Origin of the sequence: Nocardia sp. NPDC088792, assembly GCF_044750615.1 — a bacterium.
In the GTDB taxonomy this organism is placed as follows: Bacteria; Actinomycetota; Actinomycetes; order Mycobacteriales; family Mycobacteriaceae; genus Nocardia.
Genome location: NZ_JBIVKC010000006.1, coordinates 314,004 through 327,816, shown reverse-complemented (window position 1 = coordinate 327,816; position 13,813 = coordinate 314,004). Strand labels below are relative to the sequence as shown.

Genomic DNA, 13,813 nt, shown 5'->3' with positions numbered 1-13,813 from the left:
ATCCATGGTCGAAGTAAAAGGATTCGTCATGAGATGGGATGACTGATTCGCCAAAATGACTCGCGGCGTACTTATTTCGTAAATACTCGCGCGAAATGCGAAGGGAAACCGTTAATTCGAGACGGCCGGAACTTCGCTAGTGACCGATCACGGTGAAGCGAAGGTAATGAAGTGACGACAACGCCCGCCGCCGGCGGCGCGCCGCGGCCATGGTGGCGTCGACGGCCGCGAGTTCGGCGGGCGCGTTCCGGATCTTCGCCATGCGGCGGGCCAGCTCGTCGCGTTGCTTCGCCACCGCCGCGGCGGCCGTCGCGGCCTCCTCGGAGAGGGACCGCTGGCTGATTTCCAGCCGCTGCCTGGCGTTTTCGCTGCGCGTGCGAGCATCCGAGCCGATCACCCGGCGCTGTTCCTCCAGCTGACGGCGATCGGCGGCGAACTGGTCGGTTATGGCCGGGCCGCGGGCCGGTGCGTGAATCGTGCACCGCGCCCGCATCATTGCGGCCAGCCGGTCCCGCCACTCCATCAGCGCATTCGCGGTGGCCTCCCCGATACCCCTGATATGCACCGAGCGCCCGTTCGGCAGGAAGAATGTCGTGGTCACCGAGTTGTCGCCGCCCACGCCGTGGCGGAGCCGAATTCGAGTGAAGTCGGCCGCCGTTCGGATCCCGTGCTCCGCCAGCTCCGCCGCGATTCCCCGCCCTATTCCCGCGATCGCCGCACCGGACAGGCTGAATGTGGCGAGTTCGCGCTGCACGAATTCACGCTGCTCCTGGAGGAGTGCGGCCGCGAGCCCATCCTGCAGCGCCTGTCCCAGCGCATCGATACGGCGATCCAGACCGGCGGAGGCCATGACCCGGTGCCGCTCGATCTCGGCCCGTTCCTTGTCGTATTGGCGCCGCAACTGATCCCGCAGACCGTTCAGGTGCGCCAACTGCTGCTGCTCCGACGCATCGAGCAGGTTGCGATCACGCTGGACGGCCCCCGCCGCGTCCGCGGTGTCCACGATCCCGCGGCGATGCGCTTCCAGATCGCGCACGTACTGCCGGAGCGTGACGAGCTCGACCCGCGAGCGCCGGGCGGCCGACACCGCCAGGGCCGCCGCGACGATCGGGCCGGCCGCGATCGCGACCGGGGCGCCGAAATTCAGGCACACCACCGGGATCAGCAGCGTGAGCAGGAACAGCAGCAGAACCAGGACATCGGCGGTCCGGCGACCGGCGAACCCCGCCTTCCCGTCGAGTGCGGCCGGGACCTCGACGCGCGGCAGCAGCGCGACCGGGGCCACATGCCCCGCCATCCACCGGGGCAGGCCATTGCCGGCCGCTCCCCCGTCCGGCGCCGGCGCCTCGGCGGCGGTCGTGGCCAAGGCGGGCAAGGTCATCAGAGGCTGGGCGACCAACAGCCGGACCTGCGCCGCTAACTGCCGGATCCGCCCGTCCGAATGCGCGAGCAGGGCCGGAAAGCGCTGCGAGATCGACGGATCCTCGAAGTCCGCCTCCCGCAGCAGCAGATACTCCCCTTGTGGTTCGTGCAGTCGCTCCCACAGCTCCGGATCGATGGCGACGGCCTTCAACGCGAGATAGATGACCCACGCGGAGAATCGGTCCAGCGTCGCATCGAAATCGTAATCACCGCGCTGCGGGGACTGATAGTTCCGGTGCCCCCGTTCGGTGCCGCCCAGACCGGCCAGCGCCGGGACGAACATGCCGTCGTAGTCCAGCAGCCGCAGCGTGTCATCCTCCGCGACGAGCAGATTGCCGTGCTGCAGATCGCCGTGCGCGATGCCGTACACCGCGAGATCGGCGATCAGCTCCGCGAACCGTTCGGCCACCCGGTCCACCGCGCGGCTGTCCCGGTGGTGCACATCGAGCCACGCCGCCAGCGTGGTGCCCTGCGCCCATTCCATTTTCAGCACCGGATATCGGCTCGCGCCGACCAGCACGGCATCCGGCAGATATTCGAATCCGATCTTCCAGGGCTGCGACAGCTCCGCCGCGGACAGGGCGGCCAGCTTCTCACTGATGGCGCGGTATCTGGCCTGCTGGTCGGGCACATAGCGGGTGAAGCATTTGACGGCGTAGCGGTGACCGGTCCGGGTGTGGGTCATCGGGAACACGCTCGCGAATGCGCCCGAAATGGCCCGGGGCTGCCGGAGTTTGGTCAATTCCGGGACCGAATCCCTGAGCTCGGCGTGTGTGAAGCACAGGCTCGGATGCTGCAGGGCCTCTTGATAATTGCCCGCGGTGGGAAAAGCCCGGGCAATCCCCGTCGTCATCCCCGCTATCTCCCCTCGACGTCGATGCGGATCAAGGCGACGTCGTCGTTTCGAAGGTCCTGCCGGGCCCGCAGTTTGCCCAGCCATTCGGCGAATCCGGGCGTATCGTGCGGACCGCCGAACTCCAGGAGTTCGCGCAGCGCCGCACCCGGGTCCCCCGCAGCCAGGAGCCAGGCCGCCAATGCGTCCGACATCAGCAACAGCCTGTCACCCGGCAGGCACGTACCCGTGTCGAATCGGGTACGAGCCGTCAACAAGGCGGTGTCATGGTTGCGACTGCCGAAAAGGTCGGGGGTCGTTCCGAAATCCTCGGCGCTCTCGATCGGGAACGACCGGATCAGCGCCTCGTCGCGAATATGGAACAGGCACGAATCACCGAGTGCCGCCGCGTGCCAATGCCATTCGGGGGTTGCCCCCGCCTCGGCTTCGGGTCCACCGGGCGAATCGCCGGGTGCGACACGCACGGTGAGCATGGTGGCGAAGGTGCTGCCCGCCAGCTTCGCCTGCTCGTACCATCGCAGGGGGCGGCCCGCCGCGGCGCGACCGCCGGCGTACTCCGCCAGCCAGGGATCCCAGCGGCCCACCACCTCGGCGGCGAACTCCTCGTACGCGGTCCCCGGCGCGAAGAAACCCGGATCCGGCAGGGCCTTCGCCACCGAGACCGCGGCGAGCAGGCGGGCCCAATCCTTCGCCAGCACACTCTCGGTCGCGCCATCGCACACGCTGGCCGCGAGCGGACCCTCGATCAGCTCATCGAACGGAAGATCCGGCAGCACGCAGACCGCGTCCTCGCATTCGGCCGCGGTGCAGCCGTGCTTGGGCGCGATCAGATGGGTTACGTACAGGCCGGGAGTTGTCACCGCAGATCGGTCGCACGTGTCCCGATGTCCAGGAATTGGACCACCGATGTGATGTCCGCGTTGTAGACGAAACCGCGTGTGGTGTCGCCGACCAGTTGCCCCTGGGCGGCCGCGTAGGCGCGCATATGGCTGGGCAGCACGCTCGACATGCCGAAGAGCGTGCGGGAGTACGCATCCGGCAGGCCGTGATCGGAAGCCGGGAAGGTGACCGGGGACCCGCCGGTGGCCGAGACGTGCAGATTGAACAGCAGTACCGCGCCGTCGGCGGTGGCCTGCGAGGTCAGTTCGGTGGCGGCCTCGGTGGGTATGCCGTCGGTCGATTCGCCATCGGTGAGATTGATGACGATGGGCGGGAAGCCCGCCGGATACCGCTCGATCCAGCCCTTCACGAGGTTCTCCGCGTAGCGCAGCGCGCGGTTCATCGGGGTGCCGCCGTCGGCGTGGGGATCCATCCACAGCGGGAAGGTCACCGTCGTCTCGACGAGCCCGCCCGCGCCGTCGGGCACCTTCTTGGCACGCTCGTCCACGCGGGCCGGATTGTCGGCAACCTCGCTGAGCGGCACCAGATCACGCCCGGCCAGCGCGCCGGAGAAGGCCGAGCCGACGGTCGCGCCGTAGCCGATCACCGCGACATGGAAGTAGTCCCGGACTCCTTCCTCCTTGGCGCACTTGACGGCTAGTTCGGTCAGCAGCCGATTGATCGCATCGGCAACGACATCCGCCTTCCGCTGCGGTACGCCGCCGCCGATCTGATCGTTCATCGACGTCGATCGGTCGACCAGGAAGATGAAGCAGGTCGGATTCGTCCGGCTGATCTCTGCCGTGTACGGCATGAGCGCTCCCCAATGCTTTGCGAAACACGTGCTTGGCAACACACGAGACTCACCCCATGATGCCGCGCCACCGGCAGCGCGGCATCCATACGATCCAACCTCTCAGCCACTGGACTCCAACCTCCCAGCGGAGTCCCAATTTCGGTGGTGGTCAGACGGCGATCGGTTCGGCGCGGTCGTCGCCCGGCGACCGTAGCTCGACGCGCTCCCAGGGGGCGGGCTCCGGGAAGTAGTGCTGCAGGAAGTTGCGCACACGGGAGCTGCGGTGCGCTTCCTCGATCTCGGGGAAACTGCCGTCGTTCAGGCAGAAGAAGTCGGCATCGCGCCGAATCCCCAGTCCGACAAGCTGATCCAGCCCCTCCCGCGTAGTGGTATCGATGTAGCGGGCGCGGGCCGTTTCGTTCTGCACCGCGCGGCCGGAGAGCAGCGCGTAGTAGTGGTAGAGCGAATTGGTGACGGAGATATCCGTGCTGGAACGGAAACGACTGGCCTGGGTGCGGGCGAAATCGTCGGCGAAAACGCCCTCCAGCTCGAACAGCACACTGCGCCGCAGCGGAGCCGGCGCGTGCTCGAGATGCCGGGTGATCAACTGGCCGAAACGATTCCGCAGCAATTGCCGGTTATTGCGGGCCGCATTCTCGAATCCGCTGCGGCGCACGGCACGGGTGCCGGTGCCGATGCGCACGGGGGATTCGATGAACTTGCTGATCCCACCCGCAGTGAAGAACATCGTCGGCCGCATGGGACGACCGAAGAACATATCGTCATTGGCGTAGAGGAAATGCTCGCTCAGCCCCGGGATGTGGTGCAGCTGCGATTCCACGGCATGCGAGTTGAACGTGGGCAGGCTCGACCGATCCGAAAAGTGTTCGGCCGCACGCACGATCGTCACCTGCGGGTGCGCGTCCAGCCAGGCCGGCGGCGTGCAATCGGTGGCGATGAAGATGCGCCGCACCCACGGCGCGTTCGCGTAGACCGACCGCAGCGCGTACCGCAATTCGTCGATCTGGCGGACGCGCGCCGGCGCGCCGTCACCCTCGCCGAGCAGCGCCTCGGAAATCGCCGCGGACCGCAGCGCATTCCGCGCCGGATCGGCGGCATCCACCCAGGAGAACACCACGTCGATATCGAAATCCACATCCCCGGCATGCACATCGAACATGCCGCGCAACGTGTCCCAGTCGTAGCCGAAACGGCGGATCCGGGTCCGCTGCAGATCCTCGGCCGGAATCCGTTCGCGGGTAAGGGCATTGGGCCGCGGGCCGAGCAGCCCGTCGGCGCGGTGATGCCAGAATTCGATATCCACCGTGCCGGGACCGGCGGCGGCGCTGACCAGCGCATCGACGCGCGGGCGATAGCGCTGATCGATGGCCAGCGCCGGTTCGTCGCGCTCGGACCGGATCAGCAGGAACGGAATCTCCTCCGCCACCAGTACCGCGCGCAGCGCCAGCAGATTACCCAGCGCCGAACGCTCGATATCCGGCACGGCCGCCGCGCCATCGGCCACAGCCGCGGGGACACAGCTCAATACATTCCTCATCGTCACACCTACCTAGAACACAGCCGGAATCAGTGACGCACGAAAGAGTTCTGAACGCGAAAGACCTTCGCGTACTACCCCACACGTTGAGTTTCGACACTGAGCGACGTATCCCTGCGGTGCGCAGAATCCGGAAGCCACTTGGGATCAACCCTTAAGCCGGGAAGATCTGTCCTGATCTTGGGCGTCTCTCGACGTCGTCAGATCAGTGGCCTATGTTCGTTCAGGAGCCTCACCTAACGAGGTGCAGTCGCCATCCTAGCCGCCGCTCTTGGGCACGACAACCGGCCCCGGCCCACCTGAACAGCGCCACTGGCCGTCGGCGTACTGCGGAAACTGCCACGGCGTGTGGCATTTCAGGTCCGGCGGCGGTGTTTGCGGCGCGGGATCGGCCGCGGCCGATCCCATCACACTCCATGCGCACAGCACACCCACGGCTACGGCGGTCCAGCGGTGAGACATACGTCTCCATTCCTTCAGGCGGGCTGCCGGAGCGGACTGCCGGCCTCGTGCAAGTGTCGCAGCGCCTGTGCGTAGGACTCCAGGAGACCGGTCTCGCAGTACGGGATTTCGTGCTCGGCGCAGAACGCGATCACCATCGGCCGCGCCAGGCGCAGATTCGGGCGGGGCATCGAGGGGAACAGATGATGCTCGATCTGATAGTTCAGGCCGCCCAGCGCCACATCGGTGAACCAGCTGCCGCGCACATTGCGGGAGGTGAGCACCTGACGCCGGAGGAAATCGACGGCGCCGGGCTCGTCGAATACTTCCATCCCCTTGTGATTGGGTGCGAAGGTGCAACCCATGTAAAGGCCGAACAGGCCCTGCTGCACCGCGATGAAGACGAGCGCCTTACCCGGTGACAGCACCAGGAATACGACGGACAGGTAGGCGACCGCGTGCAGGGCGAGCAGCGCGCCCTCCCAGCCCCAATTCGGTATCGACCGCCGCCACACCGCACGCACGCTGGACCAGTGCAGGCTGCCGCCCTCGAGCAGCAACATCGGGAAGAACAGCCACGCCTGATAGCGGAAGATGAATGCCCGGAAACCGCGACCGGTCGCGGCGCGCCCGCTCGAATGCGCCAGGATGCCCATCACATCGGGGTCCGCGCCCTCGGTATTCGGATTGGCGTGGTGCCGATTGTGATTGCTGGTCCACCAGCCGATGCTCAAACCGATGCCGAGATTTCCGAACAACAGCCCGGCCAGATAATTGACCCGGCGGGTGCCGAAGATCTGCTGATGCCCGGCATCGTGGCCGAGGAATGCGAACTGCGCGAACACCAGCGCGAGAAATACCGCGGTGCCCAGCTGCCACCACGAATCGCCGATGAGCGCGAACGCAACCCACCCGCCCAGGAAGGCGGCCACCGTGATCCCGGCGCGCACGCCGTAGGACCGCAGGCGCCGATTCAGCAGTCCGGCATGCCGGATCTGGCGCATGAGCACCGCGTATTCACTGCCACGCCGAGCACCCGAGGCGGGCTCGGGCCGCGGTTCGGTGTCGATCAGCAACGCGGAAAGGGGAATTGCGCTGTCGGGGTCACCGACTGCGGAAGGTACGGGCACTCCACCTACGCTATCCGCACGAGGCGAACAACAGGCCCCTGTCGCCGAAACAATTAGCGGCGTGGCACGCATCGGCCGCGTTCCGCCGCACAAAACCGCAGCGTGCGCCTAGGGCGTGAGCTGATCGAGCAGCCAGCGCGGACCGACCGTCACGGCCCCGAACGGCTCGACGCGCTCACGTAATCCGCGATCCGCCGTCACCACGGTGATCGCCCGATCGCCCTGTTCCGCCACCGCCGCGGCCACCACGCGCACGATCTCGTCATCGCCGGACCCGGCGGCCGGCACCACGCGCAGTCCGTCGAACTCGGCCGCATCACCGGCGACCGCGGCCTTGGCCGCGCCCTCGAGCACGACGGTCACCTCGGTCGGCTGCCCCGAATCCAGTTCCGCCGCGGCCAACTGCCCGAGCAATCGCCGGGCCGCCCCCGCCCGGTCGCGCCACCATCCGTCGGGTCGCGAACCCACCACATTCGCCGCGTCCACGACGATCAGCCGAACTGCGTCATCCGTCACGCCCCCAGTCTTCCCCCTCATATTCGCGGTGGCCGACATTGACCGTTTGTGGCCCGATACGGACGGCCTTCGCGGCGATATCGTGACCGCGGTGCGCCCGGGCGAAAGTGCCCGGGGTTTGCCCCTTCCAGGTGCGGAAGGTCGAGGCGAAGGATGAGACGCTCGAATAGCCGAGGCGATCGGCGACCGACTCCACCGTCAGGCCCGTCATCAACAGTTCCTCGGCGAGCAGCCCGACTGTCTCGCAACTCAATTCCCGGAAGGTGGTGCCTTCCTCGGCGAGTCGCCGGCGCAGGGTCCGCACGCTGATATCCAGTCCGGCCGCGATACTGGACTGATCGGCGGTGCCGACACTGTGCACCAGCAGTTCCCGCACCCGCCCGCTGATTCCGCTGCGTTGCCTGCGCCGCTGCATGATCTCGACGCACTGCTGCTCGTAGGCCCGCGCCAGAGCCGCATTCGACTGTGCCGGGCGCATTTCCAGCATCGCCGCCCGCATCACGATCTCGAAGCGTGGCGCGTCGAAGTTCAGCTCCTCGACATTGAGCACGACGCCCAGCGTCTCGTAGACCGGATGCGCCTCCCACTCCAGATCCACCCGGGTGACCGGAAACGGCATGGGCAGCAGATCCTGCTGGATCGTGGAAATCATGGCGATGTCCCGCTCCTGCGCGAACCGCCGCAGGTCCGCGGGCACCACGCGATCATCGCGCAGCAACGCGACCTCCGCGCCCCTGACCTCGAGGTAGTGATGCGCGATGGCCACCGACAGATCGGTGTACCGCAACGCGATCTCCAGCGCACCGCGCAAGGTGGGACTGCTGATCATGGCGAATCCCAGCACGCCGAAACTCGTTGGATGACAGTGGAATCCGGCCAGAAACCCCAGTCCGGGTTCGTTCCCCAGCCCCTCCACCACCGTCCGCAAAACGATGAGCTCCTGCTCGAGCAGGATCTCCCCCGCCGGCTCGGCCAGTTCGCGTTCCTCGATCCCGCTGCCCTTCAGCACGGCCTGGATCGGCAATCCCCGCCCGACCGCGAACTCGGCCAGCAATGCCGTACCGCCGATGGAACGAACCCTCCCCAACCCGTCACCCATCGACGCATCCTCGCAAATATCGAGCACACACGAACCGAGAACCCGCCGGTAACATCCCCCGGCGGCCGGTCACCGATGTGCTGACCGAAAACCGGGGAATGCCGACGTTATTCGGCTACCACAGCACCGGGAGTCGCTCCGGGATCCGCTTCATGAAACGGGTTCGCCAGACCAGCTGATCGATCGGGACGGCCAGGTCCACGGTGGGGATGCGGTCGAGGAGGGCCTCGAGGGCGATCTGGGCGTGGCGGCGGGCGAGGGCGGTGGCGGGGCAGTAGTGCTGTCCGCCGCCGAAGGACAGGTGGGACGCGCTGTTGGGCCTGCCGAGGTCGATCACGTCCGGTTGCGGAAAGGCCCGAGGATCGAAGTTGGCGCCTTCGACCAGCACCAGTACCAATTCGCCGTTCCTGACCAGTACGTCGCCGAGCTGGATATCGTCGGTGGCGAGCCGAGGGAGCGCGTCGCCGATCGAGAGGTTGATCCGCAGCAGTTCCTCCACCCCGGCCGGGATCAGGGATCGATCGCGCAGCAATAGTTCTCGCAGCTCCGGGTGCTGGATCAGCGAGACCAGCGCCATGGACAGGAAGCCCGACGTGGAGATCACGCCGGCGCCGAAGAGCGTGACGCCGACCGTGGCGAACATTTCGGCGGAGACGTGGGCGTATTCGGGTTCCCGGCGCAATGCGGCGAGTTCCGCGATGAGGCCGCCGGATCGGGGATCGTCGAGCCGGTCGGTCATGTATTCGATATCGCGGTCCCAATTGAGTTTTGCGGCCGGGATCGGTTCGGCGGAGTTCATGAACGCGATGTGCAGGCTGCGCTGCAGCCTGGGCGCGTCCTCCTGCGGAATTCCGAGGATATGGCAGTGCAGCGCACTGGAATACGGTTCGGCGAAATCGTTCCGGAGGTCGGCGGGAGCGCCCTCGGCGACCAGGTTGTCGAGCAACGTGTCCGCCGTGGTGCGCAGGAACTCTTCCAGCCCGGGGGTTTTCGGGTTCAACGCCTTCATCACCGCCTTCCGCAGGCCGGCTCCGGTGATATTGCCCATGTTGTTGACCACTTCCGGCGGAATGGTCAGCGCGTACTGGCGCGGGACCCCCGGGGCGGAGGTGTCCTTCAGCGAGAACCGGCGGTCCTCCAGGACCTGCTTGCACAGCGCGTACGAGGAGACCAGCCAGGCCTCGTCGCCGGCGATGGTGCGCACCTTGCGGACCGGCGACGAGGTCCGCAATTCGGCGACCTCGTCCGGAATCCGGTCGCCACGGGCCGAGAAGGGAAACTCCAGGGGAGCACTGGCGGTAATGGTCATTTGCTGAGTCCTTCGGCGGGAGTGACGATGGCGTGCCCCTGATTTCGCGAAGCGCGCAGGCCGGCGCCCCGGGAATAGAGCAATTCCGCCATGGGGAGCAGCTGGTGGTAGCAGTTCAAAGACGAAGGGACGCCGAGGATTGCGGGCGTATCGAGGAAAAGCGGCGCCTCGGCGCAGATATAGTCCAGGCACGCCTGTTGCTGCCGCGGACTGGGTTCCGAACCGGCCAGCACTTTCGACGACAGGAAGTAGCCGACCAATGCGTGGCAGACGTCCCGGAATTCCTGGTCATCGGCCAGCCGGAGGAGCAGATCCGCATGCAGGCACCGGTAGGCATCATTGCCCCGGAATGCCGAGATCGGTTGCGCGAAAAGGCGTTTCCCCGTGGAATCGAGCTCGCCGACCACCGAGGTGATCTTCGCGCGGACACCGCGCAGGTTCTTGTCCGCCTTGCGGCGCGCGTTCAGCTCGGAATAGCCGAACGCTTCGTACATTTCGACCTGGAACACATCGGTATAGACGAAATCGATACGATCGAAACAGGCCAGGCCCCACTGTGCGAGCGCCCGAATGCGACTCGCGGAGAAGTAACTGTTCCCGGGCGATACCCCGATGACGGCATGATCGCCGTCATTGTGAATGACCTGGCAGTGGCTGGTGAAGGGTTGTACCGAAAACCCCTCCTGAACAACGGGTTCGACAACTCTGTGCGCCGGTCCGGAAAGCGTTGCTGACATCACGAACTACCCACCTCTGGTCGAATGACGACAGATCCACTCGAGGAGGCCCGAGCCGGCGCCCACCCCTGGGCGCCGGACTACTGTGCGATCGGGCCGAATCCTGCTGCGTCCCTTGTCAAGACGGTGTCCCGTGGAACGCAAGCCCCGTTATCGTCGCCCCGCCGCCGATGCCGAAACACCTCGGCCCGTCACAAAGCAAGCCCCGAATTTCACCGTCACCTTCGTAGGATCGGACAGTTGCGCACGAGTGACGTTGCGGCCCTATGCCACCGACTCGACGAGCGCGGCGAGCAACTCCGCGCGTTGCGGGTATTCGCCTGCGTACCAGGGACATGCGATGTCGAGGGCCACCATCCGGCCTGTGCCGGCAATGCCGCGAATCGCCTCCAGCACTGCCGGACCCGGGCAGTCGAAAGGTATTCCCGCTCACCGGGATCGAGATCCCGCGCATCGACGAGCACCACCCGCTCCTCGGCGACGGGCTCGAGCCCGAGCGGACCGGCCATCCGAGCGGCATGCGTGCTCATCCTGATGGAACGGCACAACAATGATCGGCGACATGGATCAGGAAGCTAGCCTGCTACACAGGCGACTTCCATCGAATTTGCACCCGCAAGGTGAGAGACAAGGCGCAGGCGGTCAGGGCGGCTGCGGCCAGGTAGATCGGGCGGGGACCCGCGGCCGAATCGGCGATGAAACCGCCGAGCAGGCCCGCACCGGCCGCGGCGAGCTGGTAGGCGGAAGCGTTGACCGCCATGGACAGGGTGGGAGCCGCGGCGGCGGCGCGGAGCACGCGGGCCTGCATGCCCGGGATGATCGCGAAGCCGAGCGCGCCGATCAGCACCATCGCCACGGCGGCCGGTAACGGTGTGCGCGCGGCGAACCAGCTCCCGAGCAGGACGGCGGTGAGCAGTCCCAGGGCCGCGGGCTGGAATACCCGCGGGTTCTTGTCGTAGAGCGCGCCGCCCACGAGATTGCCGAGGGTGGCGCCGATTCCATAGGCGAGCAACAACATCGGCAGACGCCGGCTCGGATGACCGGCGAGATCCATGAGCAGCGGGGCGAGGTAGGTGAACACCATGAGCACGCCGGCATTGCCGATCGCGGTGAGGGACAACGCGAACAACACCGGGCGGCGGGTGATCACGCGCAGTTCCGCCGTCGCCGACCGCCGCGGCTCTTCGGACGGAGACGTAATGAGCGCGGCCACCAGGCCCAGGCAGATCAGGCATCCGAGACCGACGAACGAGAATGTGGCTCGCCAACCCCAGTGGCCACCGATCGCGGTGCCCAGGGGCGCGCCCACAATCATGGCCAGGTTCATGCCGAATGCCAGCCGCGCGATGGTGGACGCGGCACGTTCGGGCGGCGCCGAGCGCACCGCGATCACGATGGCCTGCGCGAAGAACGTCGAAGTCACCAGCGCCGTGATCACCCGGGCGCCCAGCAGGACCACGAAATCCGAAGCAAGGGCGGAGATCATGTTGCCTACCACCGCGACCGCGAGCAGGGCCAGCAGCAACCGTTTCCGGTCCGCGGCCGCGGTCAGCGCGGTGAGCAGTGGACCGCCGATGATCATCCCGAGGGCGTACGCCGTGACCAGCAGCCCGGCCGTGCCGACCGGAACATGCAGGTCCCCCGCCACCTCCGGCAGGATCCCCGCCACCACGAATTCGCCGGTGGTGATGCTGAATACGCCGGCCATCAGGATCGAGATTCGAAGCATGCCGGTACGCTAAAGTCTCACGTCAATGTGAGAGTCAAGCCGGGCGATGCACGGGAGACGCCAATGAAGATCGGCGAACTGTCGAACCGGACCGGCGCCAGCATCCGGGCGCTGCGCTACTACGAGGAGAAGGGCGCCCTACGCCCGCAACGCACTTCGAGCGGATACCGGATTTTCGACGACGCCGCCGTATCGACCGTCGGCCACATCCGGACGCTCCTGTCCGCCGGACTCGGCATGGACCTCATCACCGAGATCCTCACCTGTGCCTCCGATGAAACCCCACTGCTGCAAGGCTGCCGAGAGCGTCTCGTGCACGAGCGTCGGCGCATGACCGCGGACATCGATCGAATCAACACCGCACGGTCGATGCTCGACCAGCTGCTGGAACGCTAGTGGTCGGCGTCGAGCGGCGCATTGCGGCGTTCGGGGGCAGCCGTCCAGGAGGCCAGGATGCGCAGGGCCTCGTGGGTGGGTGAGCCGACGGGGGCGGTATAGGTGACCAGTGACTGGTCGGGGGCGGTAAGCACTTGCAGGACTTGCCAATCCAGCTCCAGCTCGCCGACCACCGGATGCCGGATCCGTTTGCGACCACCCGACGGTGTCCGCACCCCGTGCCCGGCCCACCAGCGCCGGAAGTCGGCGTCGTGCACCGACAGCTCCCCCACCAGCCGCGCCAGCAGCGGATCGCCGGGAGTGCGCGCGGCGACCATCCGCAATCGCTCCACAGCTTCCATGGCGACCTGCTCCCACTGCACGAACAGGCCGCGCACCCGCGGCTCCAGGAACACCATCCGCGCCAATGCTCTTTGCTCCAGCGGGATTTCACCGAAGTCCATAAACAGCGCCGTCATCCCGGAATTCCACGCGAGGATATCGGTGCGCGGTCCGAGGACGACGGCCGGCGTCGCCATCGCATCGAGCAGATCCCGCAGTGCCGCACCGATTTCCGGCACACTCGCGCGCTGACGGCGGACAGGCCGCGCCTGCACCAGCATGCGCAGGTATTCGTGCTCCTCGTCGGTGAGTTTCAATGCGCGAGCGATACCGGCCAGGAGATTGTCGGAGGCGGCCGCGACGCGGCCCTGTTCGAGCCGCGTGTAGTGGTCGACGCTCACGGCGGCCAGCAGCGCGACCTCCTCACGGCGCAGGCCCTCGACCCGGCGCGGGTTCCCCACCGCTGGCAGCCCGACGTCTTCGGGCGAGATGGCCGCGCGCTTCGCCTTCAGGAATTCGCCGAGTTCGCTCACCGGGTCAGTGTCCCATCGGCGGGCGGTCGTGTTCCTGGGGCAGCCGTCCCCAGGAACACGATCTCCAGGTACGACGCCACCCTGTTTGCGATGC

Annotated in this window: 13 protein-coding genes and 1 riboswitch; of the genes, 1 reads left to right on the top strand and 12 read right to left on the bottom strand. The window is 66.8% G+C overall.

Annotation, left to right across the window (positions count from 1 at the left end; genetic code table 11):
- Positions 1 to 136: 136 nt before the first annotated feature.
- From ACIP5Y_RS37750 to ACIP5Y_RS37700, 11 genes are all read right to left on the bottom strand, one after another.
- On the bottom strand, positions 137 to 2,275 hold the full coding sequence (locus ACIP5Y_RS37750; protein WP_400357332.1) for an AarF/UbiB family protein: 2,139 nt from the start codon (positions 2,273 to 2,275) through the stop codon (positions 137 to 139).
- 5 nt (positions 2,276 to 2,280) lie between these two features.
- Positions 2,281 to 3,135, bottom strand: coding sequence for a hypothetical protein (locus ACIP5Y_RS37745; RefSeq protein WP_400357330.1), 855 nt, complete (start codon positions 3,133 to 3,135; stop codon positions 2,281 to 2,283).
- Positions 3,132 to 3,968 carry a vWA domain-containing protein gene (locus tag ACIP5Y_RS37740; RefSeq protein ID WP_400357328.1) on the bottom strand — a complete coding sequence of 279 codons (837 nt, stop codon included), beginning with the start codon at positions 3,966 to 3,968 and terminating at the stop codon, positions 3,132 to 3,134. The genes ACIP5Y_RS37745 and ACIP5Y_RS37740 overlap by 4 nt, the downstream gene beginning before the upstream one ends.
- A 151-nt stretch (positions 3,969 to 4,119) precedes the next feature.
- Positions 4,120 to 5,508: a stealth conserved region 3 domain-containing protein gene (locus ACIP5Y_RS37735; protein ID WP_400357327.1), complete on the bottom strand. Its 1,389-nt coding sequence runs from the start codon at positions 5,506 to 5,508 to the stop codon at positions 4,120 to 4,122.
- A gap of 71 nt (positions 5,509 to 5,579) precedes the next feature.
- Positions 5,580 to 5,759: riboswitch (M-box (ykoK) riboswitch) on the bottom strand.
- 225 nt (positions 5,760 to 5,984) lie between these two features.
- Positions 5,985 to 7,079, bottom strand: coding sequence for a fatty acid desaturase family protein (locus ACIP5Y_RS37730; protein WP_400357325.1), 1,095 nt, complete (start codon positions 7,077 to 7,079; stop codon positions 5,985 to 5,987).
- Between the two features lie 108 nt (positions 7,080 to 7,187).
- Positions 7,188 to 7,595 carry a hypothetical protein gene (locus ACIP5Y_RS37725; RefSeq protein ID WP_400357323.1) on the bottom strand — a complete coding sequence of 136 codons (408 nt, stop codon included), beginning with the start codon at positions 7,593 to 7,595 and terminating at the stop codon, positions 7,188 to 7,190.
- On the bottom strand, positions 7,585 to 8,694 hold the full coding sequence (locus tag ACIP5Y_RS37720) for an AraC family transcriptional regulator (RefSeq protein WP_400357321.1): 1,110 nt from the start codon (positions 8,692 to 8,694) through the stop codon (positions 7,585 to 7,587). The genes ACIP5Y_RS37725 and ACIP5Y_RS37720 overlap by 11 nt, the downstream gene beginning before the upstream one ends.
- Before the next feature lie 115 nt (positions 8,695 to 8,809).
- Positions 8,810 to 9,997, bottom strand: coding sequence for a cytochrome P450 (locus ACIP5Y_RS37715; RefSeq protein WP_400358052.1), 1,188 nt, complete (start codon positions 9,995 to 9,997; stop codon positions 8,810 to 8,812).
- 2 nt (positions 9,998 to 9,999) lie between these two features.
- Complete coding sequence (locus tag ACIP5Y_RS37710; RefSeq protein ID WP_400357319.1) at positions 10,000 to 10,740, bottom strand: tRNA-dependent cyclodipeptide synthase; 741 nt, start codon at positions 10,738 to 10,740, stop codon at positions 10,000 to 10,002.
- A gap of 264 nt (positions 10,741 to 11,004) precedes the next feature.
- Positions 11,005 to 11,136, bottom strand: coding sequence for a hypothetical protein (locus ACIP5Y_RS37705; RefSeq protein WP_400357317.1), 132 nt, complete (start codon positions 11,134 to 11,136; stop codon positions 11,005 to 11,007).
- Between the two features lie 187 nt (positions 11,137 to 11,323).
- Positions 11,324 to 12,469: an MFS transporter gene (locus ACIP5Y_RS37700; RefSeq protein ID WP_400357315.1), complete on the bottom strand. Its 1,146-nt coding sequence runs from the start codon at positions 12,467 to 12,469 to the stop codon at positions 11,324 to 11,326.
- A gap of 63 nt (positions 12,470 to 12,532) precedes the next feature.
- On the opposite strand from ACIP5Y_RS37700, the gene ACIP5Y_RS37695 reads away from it, so the two are divergent.
- A complete protein-coding gene (locus tag ACIP5Y_RS37695; RefSeq protein WP_400357313.1) occupies positions 12,533 to 12,865 on the top strand; it encodes a MerR family transcriptional regulator in 333 nt (110 codons plus the stop codon).
- Here ACIP5Y_RS37695 and ACIP5Y_RS37690 read toward each other — a convergent pair.
- Positions 12,862 to 13,719, bottom strand: coding sequence for a helix-turn-helix domain-containing protein (locus ACIP5Y_RS37690; RefSeq protein ID WP_400357311.1), 858 nt, complete (start codon positions 13,717 to 13,719; stop codon positions 12,862 to 12,864). The two genes, ACIP5Y_RS37695 and ACIP5Y_RS37690, sit on opposite strands and share 4 nt — an antisense overlap.
- Positions 13,720 to 13,813 lie beyond the last annotated feature (94 nt).